20 protein-coding genes are annotated in these 20,384 nt (G+C 37.6%); 1 reads left to right on the forward strand and 19 read right to left on the reverse strand.

The features are described from left to right. Nucleotides 1-55: 55 nt before the first annotated feature. The 16 genes from ACNFU2_RS17490 to ACNFU2_RS17565 all read right to left on the reverse strand — a co-directional run bounded on the left by ACNFU2_RS17490 (nt 56) and on the right by ACNFU2_RS17565 (nt 15,963). Nucleotides 56-1,435, reverse strand: a complete 1,380-nt coding sequence (locus ACNFU2_RS17490; RefSeq protein WP_172283652.1) for an NADH-quinone oxidoreductase subunit N — start codon at nt 1,433-1,435, stop codon at nt 56-58. Between the two features lie 121 nt (nt 1,436-1,556). Next, complete coding sequence (locus tag ACNFU2_RS17495) at nt 1,557-3,050, reverse strand: complex I subunit 4 family protein (protein ID WP_172283654.1); 1,494 nt, start codon at nt 3,048-3,050, stop codon at nt 1,557-1,559. A 2-nt stretch (nt 3,051-3,052) separates the two neighbouring features. Beyond that, on the reverse strand, nt 3,053-4,966 hold the full coding sequence (gene nuoL / locus ACNFU2_RS17500; protein ID WP_273650695.1) for an NADH-quinone oxidoreductase subunit L: 1,914 nt from the start codon (nt 4,964-4,966) through the stop codon (nt 3,053-3,055). A gap of 3 nt (nt 4,967-4,969) precedes the next feature. Beyond that, on the reverse strand, nt 4,970-5,299 hold the full coding sequence (gene nuoK / locus ACNFU2_RS17505; RefSeq protein ID WP_172283658.1) for an NADH-quinone oxidoreductase subunit NuoK: 330 nt from the start codon (nt 5,297-5,299) through the stop codon (nt 4,970-4,972). Nucleotides 5,300-5,303: 4 nt separating this feature from the next. After that, nucleotides 5,304-5,801 (reverse strand): NADH-quinone oxidoreductase subunit J, encoded by a 498-nt coding sequence (locus ACNFU2_RS17510; protein WP_172283660.1) that lies wholly within the window; start codon nt 5,799-5,801, stop codon nt 5,304-5,306. Further along, the gene (locus ACNFU2_RS17515; protein ID WP_172283662.1) at nt 5,801-6,358 is read right to left on the reverse strand and encodes a NuoI/complex I 23 kDa subunit family protein; all 558 of its coding nucleotides are present in this window, start codon (nt 6,356-6,358) and stop codon (nt 5,801-5,803) included. Before ACNFU2_RS17515 ends, ACNFU2_RS17510 begins: the two co-directional genes overlap by 1 nt. Before the next feature lie 138 nt (nt 6,359-6,496). Continuing rightward, nucleotides 6,497-7,558 (reverse strand): NADH-quinone oxidoreductase subunit NuoH, encoded by a 1,062-nt coding sequence (gene nuoH / locus ACNFU2_RS17520; RefSeq protein WP_172283664.1) that lies wholly within the window; start codon nt 7,556-7,558, stop codon nt 6,497-6,499. Between the two features lie 93 nt (nt 7,559-7,651). Next, nucleotides 7,652-8,650, reverse strand: coding sequence for a 2Fe-2S iron-sulfur cluster-binding protein (locus ACNFU2_RS17525; protein ID WP_172283666.1), 999 nt, complete (start codon nt 8,648-8,650; stop codon nt 7,652-7,654). Nucleotides 8,651-8,691: 41 nt separating this feature from the next. Continuing rightward, a complete protein-coding gene (locus ACNFU2_RS17530; RefSeq protein ID WP_172283668.1) occupies nt 8,692-9,573 on the reverse strand; it encodes a hypothetical protein in 882 nt (293 codons plus the stop codon). Further along, nucleotides 9,574-10,932 carry an NADH-quinone oxidoreductase subunit NuoF gene (gene nuoF, locus ACNFU2_RS17535; RefSeq protein ID WP_172283670.1) on the reverse strand — a complete coding sequence of 453 codons (1,359 nt, stop codon included), beginning with the start codon at nt 10,930-10,932 and terminating at the stop codon, nt 9,574-9,576. 12 nt (nt 10,933-10,944) lie between these two features. Then, the gene (gene nuoE, locus ACNFU2_RS17540) at nt 10,945-11,454 is read right to left on the reverse strand and encodes a complex I 24 kDa subunit family protein (RefSeq protein ID WP_172283672.1); all 510 of its coding nucleotides are present in this window, start codon (nt 11,452-11,454) and stop codon (nt 10,945-10,947) included. Nucleotides 11,455-11,559: 105 nt separating this feature from the next. Continuing rightward, entirely contained in the window at nt 11,560-12,783 is a 1,224-nt protein-coding gene (gene nuoD / locus ACNFU2_RS17545) for an NADH dehydrogenase (quinone) subunit D (protein ID WP_273650696.1), read from the reverse strand. Nucleotides 12,784-12,852: 69 nt separating this feature from the next. Beyond that, nucleotides 12,853-13,347 (reverse strand): NADH-quinone oxidoreductase subunit C, encoded by a 495-nt coding sequence (locus ACNFU2_RS17550; RefSeq protein WP_172283676.1) that lies wholly within the window; start codon nt 13,345-13,347, stop codon nt 12,853-12,855. A gap of 6 nt (nt 13,348-13,353) precedes the next feature. Then, complete coding sequence (locus tag ACNFU2_RS17555; protein ID WP_172283678.1) at nt 13,354-13,914, reverse strand: NADH-quinone oxidoreductase subunit B; 561 nt, start codon at nt 13,912-13,914, stop codon at nt 13,354-13,356. A 94-nt stretch (nt 13,915-14,008) separates the two neighbouring features. Then, nucleotides 14,009-14,380 carry an NADH-quinone oxidoreductase subunit A gene (locus ACNFU2_RS17560; RefSeq protein ID WP_172283680.1) on the reverse strand — a complete coding sequence of 124 codons (372 nt, stop codon included), beginning with the start codon at nt 14,378-14,380 and terminating at the stop codon, nt 14,009-14,011. A 452-nt stretch (nt 14,381-14,832) separates the two neighbouring features. Continuing rightward, nucleotides 14,833-15,963 carry a GNAT family N-acetyltransferase gene (locus ACNFU2_RS17565; RefSeq protein WP_172283682.1) on the reverse strand — a complete coding sequence of 377 codons (1,131 nt, stop codon included), beginning with the start codon at nt 15,961-15,963 and terminating at the stop codon, nt 14,833-14,835. 107 nt (nt 15,964-16,070) lie between these two features. Here ACNFU2_RS17565 and ACNFU2_RS17570 point away from each other — a divergent pair, with 107 nt between their 5' ends. Next, nucleotides 16,071-16,781, forward strand: a complete 711-nt coding sequence (locus ACNFU2_RS17570) for a zinc metallopeptidase (RefSeq protein ID WP_172283684.1) — start codon at nt 16,071-16,073, stop codon at nt 16,779-16,781. Here ACNFU2_RS17570 and ACNFU2_RS17575 read toward each other — a convergent pair. From ACNFU2_RS17575 to ACNFU2_RS17585, 3 genes are all read right to left on the reverse strand, one after another. Further along, on the reverse strand, nt 16,778-17,380 hold the full coding sequence (locus ACNFU2_RS17575; RefSeq protein ID WP_273651080.1) for an IMPACT family protein: 603 nt from the start codon (nt 17,378-17,380) through the stop codon (nt 16,778-16,780). The two genes, ACNFU2_RS17570 and ACNFU2_RS17575, sit on opposite strands and share 4 nt — an antisense overlap. Before the next feature lie 97 nt (nt 17,381-17,477). Beyond that, complete coding sequence (gene ribD, locus ACNFU2_RS17580; protein ID WP_273650697.1) at nt 17,478-18,506, reverse strand: bifunctional diaminohydroxyphosphoribosylaminopyrimidine deaminase/5-amino-6-(5-phosphoribosylamino)uracil reductase RibD; 1,029 nt, start codon at nt 18,504-18,506, stop codon at nt 17,478-17,480. A gap of 60 nt (nt 18,507-18,566) precedes the next feature. Beyond that, nucleotides 18,567-20,369 (reverse strand): DUF349 domain-containing protein, encoded by a 1,803-nt coding sequence (locus tag ACNFU2_RS17585; protein ID WP_273650698.1) that lies wholly within the window; start codon nt 20,367-20,369, stop codon nt 18,567-18,569. Nucleotides 20,370-20,384 lie beyond the last annotated feature (15 nt).

Below are 20,384 nucleotides of genomic sequence, written 5' to 3' on the forward strand. Positions count from 1 at the left end.
AAGTTATAAAAAAAGCACAACTTTATGTTGTGCTTTTATATTTTTATGATTTTGATTACAGTCCAAATTGTTTTGCGAACAGGTCAGGGAATACTCCTAAAATGATGATAGAAGCTATAATTACCACCGCTACAATATTGTACGTAATTGTTACTTTTTCTGAAGTTTTGAATGTTGTTTCTTTAAAGAAAAACATGGCTATGATTAATCTCAGGTAATAAGCAATTGAAACTGCAGAACCTAAAACGGCAACCAGCACTAAAAAGGCAGCTCCGTTCATTGCCTGGGAAAATAATGCAAATTTACCCATAAAACCGGCTGTTAAAGGAACCCCAGCCATTGAAAGCATGGAGATTGCAGCTACGGTAGCCAAAAGAGGCTCTGATTTTGCCAATCCTTTAAATGCTCCAAAAGAAGTTTCTCTTTTCAATTTTTCTACCCATATCAGACACATAAATACTCCTACAGTAGATAATGAGTAAGCAAAAAGATAGAAAGCCAGATTATAAGTAGAAAGATTCGTCATTCCAAAGAATACCAATCCGATATATCCTGCATGAGAAACAGAAGAATAAGCCAGCATTCTTTTCGCATTGGTCTGTGCAAGCCCCATAACATTGGCCAGAAGCAAGGTTATGATAATGAATACTCCAAGTATATTAATCCATTCGTGGGTTACTCCTGCAAAACTTATATTCATTAATCTGAAGAATGCGAAAAATCCTGAAATTTTTACAACACTTGCCATGAAAGCTGTGATCAATGATGGAGAACCATAATATACATCAGGACTCCACATATGGAACGGTGCTAATGCTACTTTAAATGCCAATGCACAAAGCATCAGGATCACCCCTAAGATGAACATTACATCTTTTGGGTGAGCAGCTCCGAAATCATGGATTTTATAGATATCAAAAGTTCCTGTACTTCCATAGATGAACGTAATACCGAATAAAAGGAATCCGGTGGCAAACGCTCCCATCAGGAAGTATTTTATAGAGGCTTCGTTTGATCTTAAATCAGTTTTATTAGCTCCGGCCATCACATACAATGGGATGGAAAGGATTTCAATACCTAAGAACAGGGTTACCAGATTCTGATATCCGAAAAGAGTAATACCTCCGCACAAAGCGAATAGCATCAATGCATACAATTCGGACTGATGGCTTCTGTGGTTACTGAATGCGAAACCACCCAGAAAGAACAATAGTAAAGTAGTTACAATTGAGATTTTTGTAAATAAGGCAGTATTAGAGCCATATTCATACATATGTCTGTAATGTTCGAAAAATGAACATTCAGGCAGGAAGCTAACATATAATGCAATGATTAACCCCAAAATCCCAATGTACCTTGCGAATTTTCCTTGTTCAAAAACGCCTGAAAATAACGCAGCAACTGCAGTTAGGAAAACAATAATTAAAACACTCATAATATAGATTTGAGATTCGAGATTCGAGATTCAAGATAAAAACACTGACTTCTCAATTTCATACTCTCTTAATTTTTTAAATTATTAAATTAATCTTTAAATTTTTGAATCTTTCAATCTTTTAATTAATCAAAGATGCATAGATAAACTTCAGCGAACTACTCACCATTTCGATTACCGGTTGAGGGAAAATACCAAGTAAGATCACAAAAACCGCTAAACTGGCCAAAACAGAAAACTCCACTCCTGAAAGATCTTTCGCCGTACTCAATACGGCTTCATCTCCTTTTCCGAACATTGCCTTTCCGTAGAATCTCAATAGATAAACGGCAGAAAGAATCACAGTTAAACCTGCAATAATAGCAGCTAATACATTAAAATCAAAGATTGATTTAATCAAAATGAATTCCCCGATAAAACCATTAGTCAACGGAACGCCCATTGAACCTAAAAGGATCAGTAAAAACAATACGGCAAATTTAGGAGCTACTTTCGCTAAACCACCCATTTGTCTGATGTCTCTTGATTTAAATCTTTTATATAAAATGTCTGCACAATAGAATAAACCTACGACATTAATACCGTGAGCAAAAGTTTGTACCAAAGCACCTTCAGCACCTTCAGTAGTAAATGTTCCTCTTAGTGTAACAACAGCAGATGCAAAAATACCTGCTACCATCAATCCAACGTGAGAGAAAGATGAATAGGCAATGATCCTCTTCATATCATTCTGGATAATTGCGATCAATGCTCCATGAAGGATTCCTACTATCGCAAGGATAATAACGATCTGCCCTGAAATTCCCATAATAGGAATAGGAGTGATCGGTAATAAATAACGGATAACACCATACACAGCCATTTTAAGCATGATCCCTGATAATAACATCGATCCCTGAGTAGGTGAGTAGGTATAGGTATCAGGCTGCCATGTGTGGAACGGGAAGATCGGTAATTTCACAGCAAATGCAAAGAATATAAACCAAAATACAACCGTCTGCTGAGTTTCATTAAGTGATGCATTGTATAGATCTGTTAAGGCAAATGATGCAGAGTGATTATACACATAAATCAATCCGGCAAGCATGAATAAAGATCCTACGAATGTATATACAAAGAACTTCGTGGTGAATTCAAATCTTTTATTTTCCTGGCCCCAAAGTCCGGCAATAAACCAGATTGGAATCAGTGTTACCTCCCAGAAAATGTAGAACAATAATCCATCCAGAGATGTGAAAACTCCTACAAGTCCAAACTGCATCAACAGGATAAGACCATAGAATGAGTTTCTGTAATTGATGTTCTCATTAAATGAAGATAAAATAATGATTGGCGAAAGGATATTGGTCAGCAATAAAAGCAGCATACTCATCCCGTCAATACCGAAATGAAGCGAGCTTTTAATAAATTGTGACCATGGATAATTGATCTCATGCTGCAATACACTATCTACGGTCGGAGTAAAATCGAAATCCGAAAGTATATAAAATGTAAGAAGCATTTGTACCAATGCAATTCCTAGTGCCAAATATTTGCTGGATTTATTTTTCCAGGCAAAAACAAGTCCCGACCCTACTAGAGGTAAAAGCAATAATGTTAATAATAAACAAGACATTATTATTGTAATATAAAGTTAACAATCAGTATAATTCCCACAGCTAAAGACATGATAAGAATGTATGTCTCAACATTTCCGTTTTGAATACGTTTCATAGATCTACCGCTGTCCTCAGCTCCTTCACCTACGAAGTCTACAAAACGATCTAGAACACCCTTATCAAACATTTTACCTCCACGTCCTAATCCTTCAACAGTTTTTACAATTAATGCATTGTAAAGTTCGTCAATATATAATTTTTTAGCAGACAGCTTTTCCCAGCCTGTATAGCTTTCTTCCGGAAGGGCTCTCTTTTGCTTATTCACATAAGTGTTTTTAACGATGAACCATACCGCGAAGAACATTACAACAGTGGCTGCTAATAATATCATTTCAGTATTAAAATCAACTCCTGAAAGCGTAGCTTCCATTTGTTTGAAACTTTCTTCAGTAAGAACCGGCTTCAGCCATTCCATTAATTTTGCATAATGACCGTGGCCGATAAAGTGAGGAAGATTAATAAAACCTCCGATAACAGAAAGAATAGCCAATACGATCAACGGTAACGTCATGTTCATCGGGCTTTCATGCAAGTGGTGTTTCTGTTCCTCAGTTCCTCTGAACTCTCCGTGAAATGTAAGGTAATACAGTCTGAACATATACGTTGCCGTAATAGCTGCCAGAATGAATAACATTACCCAGTAGATTGGATTTTTTGCAAATGCAGCTACCAGAATTTCATCCTTGGAAATCATCCCTGAAAGTAAAGGGAAACCAGAGATTGCCAGTGTTCCGATAAGGAAAGTAGCATGGGTAATCGGAATTACTTTCTTAAGTCCGCCCATAAAACGCATGTCCTGCTCATTACTCATAGCGTGGATCACAGATCCTGCTCCTAAGAATAACAATGCTTTGAAGAATGCGTGTGTCATTACATGGAACATCGCTGTAGTATAAGCTCCTAATCCCAAAGCAATGAACATAAATCCAAGCTGCGATACAGTAGAATAGGCCAATACTTTTTTGATGTCGTTCTGACGAAGTGCATAGAAACCTGCTAAAGCTGCAGTTAAGAATCCGATCAACAGAATTCCGCCCTGAACAGTTGGAGCCAAAGTAAATAAGAAATTAGATCTTACTACCAGGTAAATCCCCGCAGTAACCATTGTTGCTGCGTGAATTAATGCAGAAACAGGAGTTGGTCCGGCCATTGCGTCCGGTAACCATGTATATAAAGGAACCTGCGCCGATTTACCGGTAGCACCGATAAATAAACTCGCCGTAATAAAGATAATTACAGTTCCGTCCAATTCAAATTTTGAAGCGTTTTGAGCTACTGAAAGATAATCAATAGCATTGGTCTGAGAAGCGATCATGAAAATACCGATCAATAAACCAAGGTCCCCAATTCTGTTCATGATAAACGCTTTTCTTGCTGCTTTACCATATTCTTCATTTGTGAACCAGAATCCGATCAATAGATAGGAACACAAACCTACACCTTCCCATCCGATAAACAGGATCAGGTAATTGCTTCCCATTACTAAAAGTAACATAGAGAAGATGAAAAGATTCAGATAAGTAAAGAACTTATAGAAACCTTTATCATGGCTCATATATCCGATAGAGTATAAGTGGATCAATGATCCGATACCTGTAATGATCATGATCATCATTAAAGATAACTGATCGATCTGGAAACCAAAGTTAATCTGAACTCCATTTACTCTGAACCATTCAAAAGCTTTTACGATAACCGGCTGGCTTTCAGAATTGAAATTCATGAAAATACTTACTGCGATACAGAAAGATCCGAAAACCGCTGCAGTTGCCAATCCCCCTACTACTATTTTTGGAAGATTTTTCCCGAATAAACCGTTAATAAGAAAGCCTAAAAGTGGTAAAAGTACTATTGCATACACTAAATTTTCCATTCTTTATCCTCTTAATTTATTAAATATACTAACATCTACAGAACGGGTATTTCTATATAGCATAGCAATAATTGCCAAACCTACTGCTACTTCAGCAGCAGCAACCACCATAATGAAGAAAACTAAAAGTTGTCCATCGCTGTTTCCTTTATACGCTGAAAAAGCAGCCAATAAAAGATTTGCAGAATTGAGCATAAGCTCTACACAACCCAAAATTACAATAGCGTTTTTTCTCAATAACACTCCCAATACTCCCAAACAGAACAATACTGATGAAAGAATAATGAAATAATTTAAAGGGACGCTTTGTATAAATGTATTTACTTCTCCCATAATTTTATAAATCTTTTTTACCGATTAATACCGCACCTACAATACCTGCCAAAATAAGGATGGAAGCAAGCTCAAACGGTAAAACATATTCATTAAACAAAAGTTTACCCAGATTTTTAGTAAGACCCACACCCCTGTCTACATTTTCCACTACAATATGGTTGTCCTGAACTCCTCTGAATACTCCTAAAATACCAATCAATAACAGACCGGCTGTAAAGACTCCAATAAATTTTAAAGTATTGTTCTTCTTACTTTCGTCTTCTTTATTAAGATTAAGCATCATCAGGATGTAAAGGAACAATACCATAATCGCTCCTGCATACACGATGATCTGAATAATGGCAAGGAACTGGGCATTCAAAAGAATGTACATCCCTGCAATGGAAAACATTGTAACAATTAATGATAAGATAGCATACAAAGGATTTTTTGCAAATACAAAGTATACTGCACCTGCCACTGCTAAAAAAGCCACCAAGAAAAATAAAAACTGATCCATTATTTTACCGCATTTTTTTGTTTCTCGGATTGTCTTGTCGTGATGTCAATCCTTTCGTTTATCTTTTCAACTAATTTATCTTTTCCATAGATAAAAGAACCTCTGTTGGTTTCCACATCTACCAATCTATCGGTTAAATAAATTGCTGATTTTGGACATGCTTCTTCACACATTCCGCAGAAAATACATCTCAGCATATTGATTTCATATACTGATGCATATTTTTCTTCTCTGTAAAGATGTTTTTCTTCCTTAGTTCTTTCAGCAGCAGTCATGGTAATTGCTTCTGCAGGACATGCCACCGCACAAAGTCCGCAAGCGGTACATCTTTCTCTGCCTTCCTCGTCTCTTTTCAGAACGTGCTGACCTCTCCAGATATCTGCTCTTGGTTTCTGTACTTCTGGATACGAGTATACTGCAGGAGCTCCTTTTACAACGGTTCTTACAGCATGCTTGAATGTAATCCCCATACCTTTGAAAATCGCCGGTAAGTAGATTTTCTCAGCAAGGGTCATTTCTTTATTAGAAACAACTTTTGATCTGTTAGTAAGTTTCATTTAATTATAGATTATAGATGGTAGACTAATTCTGTCTTTTATCTTAATTTTTAATATTTTATGTCTGAATAGAGCTGCTTAAGTAAAGATAAAATTTGATTTCACTTTCAAATCAGCTCATTTCAAATGTTCAATTTTTTAATGTCCGAATGCTAAAATCAAAGCTCCGGTAACAATCAGGTTCAAAACAGCCAATGGAATCAAAGTTTTCCATCCTAAGTGCATCAGCTGGTCATATCTGAATCTCGGTAGCGTCCATCTGATCCACATAAAGATCAGAATTCCGATAATGGTTTTAACTAAAAACGCTCCGATACTTAATATTCCTGCAATATTTTCTCCCCAGTTTTGTGTTACCCACTCAATTCCCGGATAGTTATAACCACCAAAGAAAAGAACAACCATAAATGCGTTGGAGATAAACATATTTACATATTCTCCGAACATGTATAAACCTAATTTCATGGAGGAATATTCCGTAGAATATCCTGTCACAAGTTCGGATTCACACTCCGGTAAATCGAAAGGGTGTCTGTTCGTTTCTGCTAATGCAGCAACAATAAAAATAAGGAAAGCCAACGGTTGATAGAAAATATTCCAGTTCATCCCGTCAATGTGGATAAGTCCCCACAGTTTTCCTGTTGTTTGAGCTTCAGTAATTACTTTTAAATCTAAACTTCCTGTCATCATGATGATAGAAAGCAGCGCCAATCCCATTGCCAATTCATAAGAGATCATCTGAGAAGAAGCACGGATAGCACCCAATAATGAATATTTATTATTAGAAGCCCAACCTCCGATCATGATCCCATAAACCCCAATGGAAGCCATTCCGATAATGAAAAGTACACCGACATCAATGTTAGCCACCTGAAGGTCGTAAGACATTCCTCCGATATTTAAACTTTTCCCCCAAGGAATAACAGCTCCTGTAATTAATGAAATAAACATCACCAAAGCAGGTCCCAATACGAAAAGGAATTTTTCTGCATTGGCAGGAGTAAAGTCTTCTTTAAAGAAAAACTTTCCACCATCAGCAAGAGGCTGCAGCAATCCGAAAGGTCCGGCTCTGTTAGGCCCGATTCTGTCCTGCATGATAGAAGCAACCTTTCTTTCTGCCCAGGTAGAGTAGGCCGCTATCGTTAGCGAAAGCAAGAAAAGCGCTAGTACAAGTATCAATTTAAATGTAATTAAATCCATTTTTATTATAGATGTTAGATATGAGATGTCAGATGCTAGATTTCAGATCTTTAATCTGATGTCTGTAGTCTGATATCTGAAATCTTATTAAAGTTATTTTTCGTCTTTTTCACTGATTTCTTTAGCCATAGGATTGTCTAAAACTCTTAGCTCATCCTTAGGTTTTTCATAATGGTTGAGTGAAATCACAGAATGTCTGTCGATATGTCTTGGACCTTCAATATTCCAGTCTTTCAATTCTTTTCTTTCAAAACGACATGTATCACAGATAAATTCTTCAACTTCTCCCCACTGGTCTTTTCTGGCTGTAACCCTTACCACTTCATCTCCTTTCAACCATACAACTGCTTTTCCAGAACACTTGTCACATTTACATGAAGCATTCATCGGGTTGGTAAACCAAACTCTGCTTGCAAAACGTGCGGTTCTGTCTGTAAGAGCTCCTACCGGACAAACGTCGATAACGTTCCCAATGAAATCATTATCCAAAGCTTTATTTAAATAAGTCGAGATTTCTGCGTGATCTCCTCTGAAAAGAATACCATGCTCTCTGGTTTCAGTAAGTTGATTCGCTGTAAGAACACATCTTGCACAAAGAATACAACGGTTCATATTCAGCTTGATATGTGGTCCCAGGTCATCCGCTTCGTAGGTGTTTCTTTCAAACTCCGTTCTGGTATTTTCCACACCATGTTCATATCCAAGATCCTGAAGATGACATTCTCCAGCCTGATCACAAATAGGGCAGTCCAGCGGGTGGTTAACCAATAAAAATTCAGTAACGGCTTTTCTACCTTCTTGAGCTTTATCAGAAGTAAGATTTTTCACTTCCATTCCGTCCATTACATTGGTTCTGCAGCTTGCCACCAGTTTTGGCATGGGACGAGGGTCCGCTTCAGATCCCTTAGAAACTTCTACTAAACAAGTTCTGCATCTTCCTCCACTGGTTTCCAACTTGCTGTAGTAGCACATTGCCGGAGGTACAGATTTTCCACCGATTTGTCTTGCTGCTTCCAGGATGGAAGTCCCAGGCAACACTTCAGTAGTCTGTCCGTCTATCGTTATTTTGAATTTTTTAACTTCTTCGCTCATATTATACGCTTTAAGCTTTCTGCAATAAGCAATAGGCTTTATTAATTATATTTTTTCGTATTAAATGTATATCCAATTCCGGCAAGGACTTGTCCAAAAACGAAATCTTGTCGTGCTTTATCTGGTTTATTATTCAACGTGGTTTTAATATCCCACATATTGATATATCCAAATTTTCCTTCCAGTCTTGCCATCCAGTGATTCCAGAACACAAGGTTTAAGCTGGTTCTTACATCAGTTCCCATACCGGCAACGTGAAAACGGTCACTCCTTTCATTCCCAAAAAGTCTTACGTTACTTTTGGGAAACATTACCCCAATTCCTGCTCCATAAGACCATACCAGGTCAATATTTTTCTTATTGATAAGGCTCTGGTATCTTTCAAGACCTAAGTTTTCATAGTTAAGTCCGTCCGTATGTTCGAAAGTAAGGAACTTTTCATCTGCCAGGTTTACCTGCCCGTTTTGAACCATACCTGCATATGTAGGATCTGAAATATGTCCCTTAAAATTAACGGTTTGGTTCTGATCCATAACATACTTCATATGATCAATCCCAAGAACAAGCGCTAAATTATCTTTTATGAAATAACCAGCTCTGAAGTTGTACTGAACCACTGTAAACCACGTAGGATCAAAATATACAATTCCAAATTTTGTAGGTCTGTCATGAGCGGATACATTATTCAGCTGAAAATTATAACCATTTCCTGAAAAATTGATATCAGAATTACTGAAAGCAGCTCTGTTCCAGCCAAAGAAAACAAACATCTGACCTTTTTTGGATAGAGGGTCTGGTTTTTGTTTTTTTGGAGTTGCACCTGTAAATGTTTCCAGATTTCTTTCCACACTTAAAGTATCTTTTTCTTTTTGTCCGAAAACAAAACTCGACATCATTACGCCGATCACAAACAACTTCTTCATTTATACATTTTTTTCAACAGCCGGAATAGGATCAGCATAATTAGCCAGACCATAATTTTGAGTTAAACATAACTCTGGATTTTTGATATGCCATTCAAATTCATCTCTGAAATGGCGTATCGCTGCTGCAACCGGCCAGGCTGCGGCATCACCTAAAGGACAAATGGTATTTCCTTCGATTTTTCTCTGGATATCCCAAAGCAAATCGATGTCTTCCATCTTTCCTTGTCCGTTTTCAATCTTTTTCAATATCTTATACATCCATCCTGTCCCTTCACGACAAGGTGTACACTGTCCACAACTTTCGTGATTGTAGAATCTCGCTAAAGTCATGGTATGTTCCACGATGCACTGATCTTCATCTAAAACAATGAAACCTCCTGAACCCATCATGGTTCCGGTAGCAAATCCTCCATCTGCTAAGGATTCATAGTTCATATATCTTGGTTCTCCGTTTACTGTTCTCAACAATAGGTTGGCTGGAACAATAGGAACCGAACTACCACCAGGAATACATGCTTTTAACCTTTTTCCGTTTGGAATACCTCCACAATATTCATCAGAATAAATGAATTCTTCCACAGTGATCGTCATATCAATTTCATAAACTCCCGGTTTATTGATATTTCCACATGCAGAAATTAATTTCGTACCTGTAGATCTTCCCACTCCGATTTTTGCAAATTCAGCACCGGTAATATTAATGATCGGTACCACAGCTGCAATTGATTCCACGTTGTTAACAACCGTAGGTCTTTCCCAAAGTCCTTTTACAGCCGGGAATGGTGGTTTCAATCTCGGGTTACCTCTTTTTCCTTCCAGCGATTCAAGCAATGCTGTTTCTTCACCACAGATATAAGCTCCACCACCTCTCTGAACATAGATTTCAAGATCGAAACCTGTTCCCAAAATGTTTTTACCTAAAAATCCTGCTGCTTTAGCCTCTTCAATAGCTTCTTCCAAAATATCCGGGATCCATGAATACTCTCCACGGATGTAGATATAAGAAACATTTGAGCCTAAACAGAACGAGGAGATAAGCATTCCCTCAATCAATAAATGAGGAATAAATTCCATCAGATATCTGTCTTTAAAAGTTCCCGGTTCAGACTCATCTGCATTCACTACAAGGTGTCTTGGAACTCCTTCAGGCTTTGCCAGAAAACTCCATTTCATCCCCGTAGGGAATCCTGCACCACCACGACCACGAAGTCCTGAAGTTTTTACTTCTTCCAAAATTTCATCGGGTGTCATCTTCAAGGCTTTTTCAGCAGCTTCGTAACCTCCCTGTTTGCGGTATGTTTCGAAATAGCGAATACCTTCTATATGTGCATCTTTAAGTAAAAGTTTTTTACTCATCGTATATTTTAATTAATCCAAAGCGATTTGTCCCTCTCTGCAAAGATCAAGGATTTCATCTACTTTTTCTATCGTTAAATTTTCATGAAAGAATTTCCCCAACTGCATCATCGGTGCATATCCGCATGCACCAAGACATTCAGCAGGTTTTAAAGTGAACATACCATCTTCAGTCGTTTCACCGTCCTTAATGTTCAGTTTAGTCCTGATATGATTCAGGATCTTTTCACTTCCGCGAACCATACAAGGTCCGGTTCTGCAAACTTCCAAAACATATTTACCAACCGGTTTCATATTGAACATGGTATAAAAAGTAGCTACTTCATATACTTCAATTGGCGTAATACTCAATAATTCAGCAACGTAATCCATTACCGGGACATCCAACCATCCTCCAAATTCTTTTTGTGCTAAATGCAGAACAGGAAGAAGGGCAGACTTTTGTCTTCCTTCAGGATATCTTGCGATAATTTTATGTACTTGTTCTAAACTTTCCGGTTTAAAAGCTATTGTTTCGCTCATTTTCTTTAATGTATTATTGTACAATGTACAATGTACTAATGACTTATTTTATTTTGGTCATTGTAAAAAGTCATAAATACATTTTACAATGATACTTTTTACATTTTATGCGTCTAATTCTCCCGCAATAATATTCATACTACACATGGTTACAATGGCATCAGAAATTACAGAGCCTGTAATCATTTCCGGATACGCCTGGTAGTAGATGAAACATGGTCTTCTGAAGTGTAGTCTGTAAGGACTTCTTCCTCCGTCACTCACTAAGTAGAATCCTAATTCTCCGTTTCCTCCTTCTACAGCATGGTATACTTCTCCTTTCGGAATTTCGGTTTCTCCCATTACAATTTTGAAGTGATAGATCAAGGCTTCCATTTTGTTATAAACGTCAGCTTTTTCAGGAAGATAGAAATCAGGAACATCAGCATGGAAATCCCCTTCCGGAAGATTGTTATATGCCTGCTCGATAATTTTAATAGATTCCCAGATCTCCTGTTGACGAACCATGAAACGGTCGTAGGTATCACCAGCTGTTCCTATAGGAATGATAAAATCAAAGTCCTGGTAAGAAGAATAAGGTTGTGCTACCCGAACATCATAATCTACACCTGCAGCACGTAAATTAGGACCTGTAAAACCATAGCTTAAAGCTCTTTCAGCTGAAATTGCTCCCGCACCAATGGTTCTGTCCATGAATATTCTGTTTCTTTCCAAAAGCTGGCAGAATTCAGCAAACTTCTTAGGGAAAGTTTTTAAGAAATCTTTGATCAGTTCATGACATTTCGGTGTAAGATCTCTTTCGAAACCTCCGATTCTTCCCATATTGGTTGTCATTCTCGCACCGCAGATCTGTTCGTAAATATCATAAATACGTTCTCTTTCGATGAACATATAAGTAAGTCCGGTAATTGCTCCAGAGTCCATACCAGTTACTCCGTTACAGATCAGGTGATCCCCGATCCTTGCTAATTCCATAAGAATTACCCGGATATAATCCACACGCTTTGGAACTTCAATTCCTATCAGTTTCTCAACCGTCATATGCCAGCCCAGATTGTTAATCGGAGCAGAACAATAATTCATACGGTCGGTAAGGGTCGTAATCTGGGTATAATTTCTTCTTTCAGAAATTTTTTCAAATGCCCGGTGGATGTAACCTACGGTTTGCTCAGCATGAAGAATTCTTTCCCCATCCATCGTTAAAACGTTCTGGAAGATCCCGTGAGTAGCAGGGTGAGTCGGACCTAAATTGAGGGTGTACAACTGACCGTCAATCTGCTCCTTACTTTCGTATTGGTTAAGTATATTAGATAATGAGTTATCTTTCATAATATATAATTGATAATTGATAAGCGATAATTGATCATTAACCAATCATCAGCAATCATTATTTTTATTTTATCTTCCGAACATGCTATCGTTCTTGTCGGTTCTTGTACCATCCTCAAGACGATATTCCTTCAGCATCGGGTGGTAACCAAGATCTTCCATATTTAAAATAGGTCTCAGATCCGGATGTCCCTTGAATTTGATTCCAAAGAAATCATAGGTTTCCCTTTCCATCCAGTTCGCTCCGGCATATAGATCTGTAAGAGAGTCTACCTCAATGTTCTCTCTGGACATAAATACTTTAAGACGGATTCTGAAATTCGTCATCATATTATGTAAATGGTAGACTACGCCGATTTCTTTCTCCGGAAATTCAGGATAATGAATTCCACAAATATCTGTAAGGAAATTAATTTCTAAAGACGAATCCTTAAGGTAATGAATCACTTTTTTGATGTCATCTTTCTTCACTTCAACGGTAAGCATTCCATAAGGCTCTGAACTGGAAATTACAGTTTCAGGAAACTCCCTGGTGATTGCTTCTAATACAAATTCGTTCGTCATTTCCGTTTAGTTGCTTATGTTGTAAGAGTCTAATAAATTCTGATATTCAGGCATATCTCTTCTTCTGATGCTTTCGCTTTCTGCAAGAGCCTGAACCTGCATTACTCCTTCAATGATCTGCTCCGGTCTTGGCGGGCATCCCGGAACGTATACGTCAACCGGAATAATCTTATCGATTCCCTGTAAAACAGAGTAGGTGTCAAAAATACCACCGCTGGAAGCACATGCTCCTACAGCAACCACCCATTTTGGCTCAGCCATCTGAGTGTACACTTCTTTTAGGACCGGGCCTAATTTCTTGGATATAGTTCCACAAACCATCAACATATCTGCCTGTCTTGGAGAGAAAGAGTTTCTTTCCATTCCAAATCTTGAAGCATCATATGTTGGGTTAAGAGTCGCCATAAACTCGATACCACAACAAGAGGTAGCAAATGGTAACGGCCAAAGAGAAAACTTTCTTGCCATTCCGATTACACTGCTCAGTTTCGTTGCGAAAAATCCTTCTCCTTCAAATCCTTCGGGAGCAGGTGCATCTGTTCTTATTACTGGTTTTTTATCTGACATTTTATTAAATATTTAAAGATTAAAAATTTAGAAGTTTAAAAGCATGATAAAGCTTTAAATCCATCAAATAATTAAATCTTTTTAATGTTAAAATTTATTTATCCCAATCTAGCGCGCCACGTTTCCATACATAGATAAAACCTACGAAGAAAATAGCCACGAAGGTAAGGACTGCAAGGAATCCTTCGAATCCGAATTCTCTGAAGTTAACGGCATATGGATAAAAAAATACGATTTCGATATCGAATAGAACGAACAAGACAGCCGTAAGGAAATATTTGATCGAAAAAGGGGTTCTGGCATTTCCTTCAACAGGAACACCGCACTCCCAACTTTGATTTTTCACAGAATTTCCTTTCTTCTGACGAGGTCCTAAGAAATGCGCTCCAAGCAATGAAACAGCTACAAAACCAATGGCAACGGCAGCTTGGATAAGGATCGGAATATAACTTTCAGGTAAATTCATTTTTGCATTATTATCTCAATTTGCAAATTTAGCGAATAAACAAGAAAGCATGAAATTAATAACCTTAAATGTGGAGTTAAAATGGGAAAAACCGGTAATTTAGAATTAATAAAAATAACGGTTATTTCTGCATTTTTTTGAGTAAAGAGTAAGCCATAAATGAAATATAACCGAAAAGGATACTGGCGTAAATAATATTGATTACCGTGTTTGTTTTATCGTCTCCGTTTTGGAAAAAAAAGTTGTAAATAATAAACCCGGCAATTAAAATAGCGAAGACGATGAGATGTGGTTTCATAGGAGAGGAGTTATGCGTTTGAGTAATTAATTGTGAGTGACGAGATTCGGGATGTGAAATTCGATTTATGGATGTATGTGTCGATGTTCAGGATTTAAAATCATTGGTTTAAATTATCAAATTGAAAATCCGGTAACACGAACCTCGTACCTTATCAGCTATTGATCTTCAGTGAATAGGTTCTCCTTCTTTTATGATTAACCGGATTGTAATCCTGCCAAAGCAGTTGCACACTTTTGTTTTCTTCCAGTTCCGGATTGGTTTCTGCAAATTTGATTCCCATACTGGTAAAACGAACGAAAATTTCCTTAAAAATAATAGCCGTAACCCCTCTTCTCTGGTATTCCGGATGAATACCGATAAGATAGAAATTAGCGCGGTCATTCTTTTTACCGGCCTGTAAAAAATGCCACCACCCGAAGGGGAATAGTTTACCCTTTGATTTCTGTAACGCTTTCGAATAAGAAGGCATCGTGATTGCAAAAGAAATCAGCTGATCATTTTCATCAACAACGCAGATCACGTAGTTTTTATCGATAAACGGGAAATATTTTTCTCTGTATGTTTTGATCTGTTCGTCGGAAATAGGAGTATATGTGGAGAGGTGCTTATAAGTTTCATCCAAAAGCTTAAACATAGGCTCCACATACGGAAGAATTTCCTCTTTAGATTTGAAGTTCAGGACTTTCAGTTTATATTTTTGAGCGATCAATCCACTGAATTTTTCTACTTTTTCAGGAAGGACTTTAGGGAATTCCATTTCAAATTCCACCCATTCCTTTTCCTTGGTAAGGCCAAGACTTTCAAGATGTTTAGGATAGTAATCATGATTGTAAATTCCGATCATGGTCGCCAGTTTGTCAAACCCCATGGTCAGCATTCCTGCTTTATCCAGGTTAGTGAATCCCATAGGACCTTCGATCATGTCTATATGATGCTCTTTTGCGTAGTCAATTGCTTTTTGGATCAATGCTTCAGAAACCTCTTTGTCATCGATGAAATCGATCCACCCAAAACGAACTTTTTTTATGCCCAGTTCCTTTTCCTCCTTGTGATTGATCATCACAGCAATACGTCCCACTACTTTTTTGTCTTTATAGGCAAGGTATTGTTTTGATTCCGAGTAATTCAGTGCTGGATTTTCTTTGGCGTCCCAGATCTTCATTTCATCTTTGATAAATGAGGGTACATAGTAAGGATTGTTTTTATACAAATCCATGGGGAACATCACAAACTGTTTTAATTCGTTCTGGTTTTTTACTTCTAGAATTGAAACTTTAGACATGGTTTTTCTGGGGTAATTAAAAGGCAAATATAAATAAATAAAATGTAATACTTTGGCACAGTTTTTACATCTTACAGGTTAAAAAATATCTATAAAATTTTATTAAAATGATTGGTTATTATGTAATTATTGGGATTACAATGCTGGTGAGTTGGTATGTTTCATCAAAGTTGAAATCCAAATTTGAGTATTATTCCAATGTACACCTTCGAAATGGCCTTTCAGGAAAAGAAGTGGCTGAAAAAATGTTAAGAGATAACGGAATTAATGATGTTCAGGTAATTTCGGTTCCCGGACAATTAACAGATCACTATAATCCAGCAGATAAAACGGTCAACCTTTCGGAAGGGGTGTACATGCAGAGGAATGCAGCGGCAGCCGCAGTGGCTGCTCATGAATGCGGCCATGCAGTACAGCATGCAGTAGGGTATTCCATGCTTCAGATGCGTTCAAAATTAGTTCCTATTGTGAATATCAGTTCTAATTTAATGCAGTTTGTCATTTTTGCAGGTATTGCCATTATGGCTGCCAGCAGAACAATTGAGAATCCCAATGGGAATACAACCGTCCTGGCAATTGGCGTAGCCTTGTTTGCCGTGACTACTTTATTTGCTTTTATCACCCTTCCTGTAGAGTATGATGCCAGTAACAGGGCGATGAAATGGCTTAAAGATACAGGGACTGTAACTCCTGAAGAATATGTAGGAGTACAGGACAGCTTAAAATGGGCTGCCAGAACCTATGTAGTTGCAGCTATCGGATCACTGGTACAACTTCTTTACTGGTTGTCGATCCTGATGGGTGGCCGAAGAAATTAATCTTTAAATGTAAAGGATACATATTGCATCTCGGATAATTTATCTGAGATGTTTTCTTTTTGTGCCGTTTTTAAAGAAGCGGTAAGGATGCAGTTTTCATTCGCATCAAAGTTCAGGACTTTTGCATCGAATTTTGACAACAGGGTGAAAATGGTGTTTTGCTGATTAAAATTAAATCGGATTTCAACTTCTGTTTCCAGTTCCCGTGTAATGATATTAGCTTCTTCAAGGGTTAACTTTGCAGACTCTTTATATGCTTTTACAAGACCTGATACGCCCAGTTTAGTTCCTCCATAATAGCGGACTACAATAACGAGAACATTGGTGATCTCATGGGCTAATAGTTGATTGTAGATTGGTAACCCAGCACTTCCCGAAGGTTCCCCGTCATCATTTGCGCGGTAATTTTCACCATGAAGACCCATCCTGAAAGCGTAGCAATGGTGTGTCGCTTTAGGATGCTCGGTTCTTACTTTTTCAAGCGCGTCCTTAAGTTCATTTTCGTTCGCAACGGGATAAGCAAATCCGATAAATTTGCTTCCCTTTTCCTTGATTAAGGTGTTTTCGATGGGTTTATCAATGGTTTTGTATTCGTGCATCATTATGGCCGGCTTTAAAAGTACAAAAGTATAAAATGCTTTAGTTTGAAACCCCAATAGACTTTTATAATTTAACTACGGGTTCAGTTTAAAACGGTTACACCATACGGGACGTATGAAAAGCTATCGTATTATCTCTTACGGTTTCGGTTTTAAAAGGTTCTGAATGGAATTCAGGGGCTTGTGTTCCCTTTTCAAGGATGAGATTTTCATTTTTGATAACGATAGCTTCGTCCCAAAGGTTGGCATCAATGAATTGCTGAAGGGTAAAACGCCCTCCTTCTATAATAACGGATTGGATCTGCTCCTGATACAGGATGTCCATCAGGTCGGAAATGAAATCATCCTTTCTGATTTTGATCCAGTGGATATTTTCTTCGTTTCCTTCTTTGATAGAATTAAGAACCAACGTTTTGGCTTCTTTGTTGAAAATCTTAAAATTATCAGGGACTTTCAGGTTGAGATCTATTAAAATTCTGACAGGATTTACTCCTTCAACATTTCTTACGGTAAGGCCGGGATTATCGTTAAGAGCGGTTTGTGTACCTACTAAAATGGCATGTTCATCAGCTCGTAGTTGATGGACAAACTGATTGACCAGTGAATTTGAAATTGAAGTCGGTTTAAAATCTTTATCTAAAAATCCATCCTTTGATTCAGCCCATTTTAAAATGATATAAGGTCTTTTCTTTTCATGGTACGTAAAGAATCTTTTGTTCAACTCAACAGACTCTTTTTCAAGTATCCCTGAAACGACTTCTATTCCGGCATCCTGAATGATCTTTTTGCCTTTCCCGTTCACTTTGTCATGAGAGTCCATCGCTCCGATTACCACTTTTTTGAATCCCAGTTCTTTGATCTTTAATGCGCATGGTGGAGTTTTCCCGTAATGAGCACAGGGCTCAAGAGATACGTAAATGGTAGATTCAGGAATAAGATCCTTATTGATTACGGAATTGATTGCATTGATCTCTGCATGAGGTTCTCCGGCTTTGTGATGATAGCCTTCTCCAATAATTTCGCCGCTATGTACAATCACACTTCCTACAAGAGGATTAGGATATGTTCTGCCCAAAGCTTTTTGAGCGAGCTCGATACATCTTCTTATGTATAATTCGTCCTGCATAATATAAAAAAGGCGAAGACAAATTTCTTTGCTTCGCCTTGGGTGTTATTTTTTTATCTGTTATTCTCCGACAATAATGTTGTGAAGATTCTGTTTTAAAGTTTCCAGATGAGCTTTCTTCTCATCAATCGTGTTGAACGTATCTGCTAAAAGAGGATTGTCCCTTGAAGGTTTATTGAAGAATGAAAGGTTGTTCTCTAATTTAACGATTTCTGATTCCAGGTCAGAGATCTGGCTCTTCATTTTTCTTGCCTTATCGGTTAATTGATTTTCAGAAAGACCGTCTTCTTTCAACTCCAGTTCATTGATCTTATTCAGCTTTAATTTTTCTCTTAAAGTTTTGTTGAATTCGGAGTTGATAGAGATCTTATCTCTAGGAACTTTTCCTACATTATTCCATGCTGTTTTTATCGTCTCTATTTTTTCAATACTTCCTTCATCATTAGAGATCGTTTTCAGCTCTTCAAGAAGCTCTTTTTTCTGTTTGTAGTTCTCCTTCCAGTTATCTGTAGATGCATTGCTTTTTTCTCTGTAGTTATTAAAGAAAGTATTGCAGGCATCACGGAACTCATCCCAGATCTTGTTGGTCATGCTTTTTGGAACATGGCCGATTTTTTTCCAGTCTTCCTGAAGCTTTTTAAATAATGGAACGGCAATATCCCATTCTTCATTGTTCATATTGTCCTTGGCAGTCTGGATCAGTTTTAATTTTTCCTCCAGGTTGGTTTGCTGAGAACCCTTCAAAGATTTATAATAATTGTTCTTTGTCGTATTGAAATTCCTTAGAGTGGTTTTGAAATCATTCCAGTTTTGGTTGGAAAGCTTTCTTGGAACACTTCCCGTTTTCAAAAACTCTGAACGCAGGTCCTCAACTCTTCTAATCGCATTTTGCCAGTAATTGTGGTTAGGAGTTTCCGCAGGTTCGGATAATTTCTTTATCTCTTCGATAATCTTGTTCTTCTTTTCAAGATTGTCATTCTGTTCAGTTTCTATGGCTGCGGAAAGCTCAGATTTTCTTTCGTGTATCTTATTCGAAATTTCTTTGAACTCTTCCCATGTTTTTTCACGGAATTCTTCTGCTACAGGTTCTGCCTCTTCTTTCCAAAGCTTATGAAGATATTGCAGCTCATTCAGCGCTTTTTGAATAACGGGCTCATTTTCCAGTTCTTTAGCACGGGCAATAATATGCTGTCTTTTTTCAAGATTATGACCATATTCCTGCTCCAGAAACTCTTTATTTAAATCCAGCATTTGATAGAATTGATTCAGATGGTGGAAATAATTATTGTTAAGGATTTTAAATTCAGATTTTGCTACCTGTCCCGCGTTAGACCAGTCTTCTTTAATCTCACGGATCGATTTGAATAAATTGGTATTGGGTTCGGAATTGGTGTAAAGGTTTTTAAGCCTTTCAATAATTCCCTGACGATGTTCCAGATTCTTTTTTTGCTCTTCCTCCAGTCCTTTCTGGAAATTGTCATGCTTTTCTCTGAAGATATTAACCAAAGCTGAAAGCTTAGATTGAGAAGGGTGCTCATAGCTGAAATTTTCAGGAGCATTCCCGGCTTCTACATATTCGTGCTTTTTGTCCTCCACTTCATCATGGATGTAATGACTTGCTTTTTCTTTTAACTGGTTGAATTTTTTTACATCCTCGCCCGCATTAGGAGCGTTGATGATTTTTTCCATTTCCTTCAATGCATCAGCCAAAGAAATATCAGTATCTGCTTCCTCTTCCAGATGTTCAGCATCATCATGCTGGTTTTCTTCCTGAGGTACAGTGTTTTCTGAAGTTTCTTCATTTGATCCTTCGATAGAATTTTTACTTTCTTCGTTTTCAGAAAGGTTATTTTCTGTTGTCATAGCAAATCTTTTATG

Source organism: Chryseobacterium sp. PTM-20240506, assembly GCF_048296755.1.
Classification (GTDB): Bacteria; Bacteroidota; Bacteroidia; order Flavobacteriales; family Weeksellaceae; genus Chryseobacterium; species Chryseobacterium proteolyticum.

Coding starts and splice junctions, on each gene's coding strand:
- ACNFU2_RS17490 (WP_172283652.1), bottom strand. CDS start 1,435: ATGAGTGTTTTAATTATTGTTTTCCTAACTGCAGTTGCTGCGTTATTT.
- ACNFU2_RS17495 (WP_172283654.1), bottom strand. CDS start 3,050: ATGTCTTGTTTATTATTAACATTATTGCTTTTACCTCTAGTAGGGTCG.
- nuoL (WP_273650695.1), bottom strand. CDS start 4,966: ATGGAAAATTTAGTGTATGCAATAGTACTTTTACCACTTTTAGGCTTT.
- nuoK (WP_172283658.1), bottom strand. CDS start 5,299: ATGGGAGAAGTAAATACATTTATACAAAGCGTCCCTTTAAATTATTTC.
- ACNFU2_RS17510 (WP_172283660.1), bottom strand. CDS start 5,801: ATGGATCAGTTTTTATTTTTCTTGGTGGCTTTTTTAGCAGTGGCAGGT.
- ACNFU2_RS17515 (WP_172283662.1), bottom strand. CDS start 6,358: ATGAAACTTACTAACAGATCAAAAGTTGTTTCTAATAAAGAAATGACC.
- nuoH (WP_172283664.1), bottom strand. CDS start 7,558: ATGGATTTAATTACATTTAAATTGATACTTGTACTAGCGCTTTTCTTG.
- ACNFU2_RS17525 (WP_172283666.1), bottom strand. CDS start 8,650: ATGAGCGAAGAAGTTAAAAAATTCAAAATAACGATAGACGGACAGACT.
- ACNFU2_RS17530 (WP_172283668.1), bottom strand. CDS start 9,573: ATGAAGAAGTTGTTTGTGATCGGCGTAATGATGTCGAGTTTTGTTTTC.
- nuoF (WP_172283670.1), bottom strand. CDS start 10,932: ATGAGTAAAAAACTTTTACTTAAAGATGCACATATAGAAGGTATTCGC.
- nuoE (WP_172283672.1), bottom strand. CDS start 11,454: ATGAGCGAAACAATAGCTTTTAAACCGGAAAGTTTAGAACAAGTACAT.
- nuoD (WP_273650696.1), bottom strand. CDS start 12,783: ATGAAAGATAACTCATTATCTAATATACTTAACCAATACGAAAGTAAG.
- ACNFU2_RS17550 (WP_172283676.1), bottom strand. CDS start 13,347: ATGACGAACGAATTTGTATTAGAAGCAATCACCAGGGAGTTTCCTGAA.
- ACNFU2_RS17555 (WP_172283678.1), bottom strand. CDS start 13,914: ATGTCAGATAAAAAACCAGTAATAAGAACAGATGCACCTGCTCCCGAA.
- ACNFU2_RS17560 (WP_172283680.1), bottom strand. CDS start 14,380: ATGAATTTACCTGAAAGTTATATTCCGATCCTTATCCAAGCTGCCGTT.
- ACNFU2_RS17565 (WP_172283682.1), bottom strand. CDS start 15,963: ATGTCTAAAGTTTCAATTCTAGAAGTAAAAAACCAGAACGAATTAAAA.
- ACNFU2_RS17570 (WP_172283684.1), top strand. CDS start 16,071: ATGATTGGTTATTATGTAATTATTGGGATTACAATGCTGGTGAGTTGG.
- ACNFU2_RS17575 (WP_273651080.1), bottom strand. CDS start 17,380: ATGCACGAATACAAAACCATTGATAAACCCATCGAAAACACCTTAATC.
- ribD (WP_273650697.1), bottom strand. CDS start 18,506: ATGCAGGACGAATTATACATAAGAAGATGTATCGAGCTCGCTCAAAAA.
- ACNFU2_RS17585 (WP_273650698.1), bottom strand. CDS start 20,369: ATGACAACAGAAAATAACCTTTCTGAAAACGAAGAAAGTAAAAATTCT.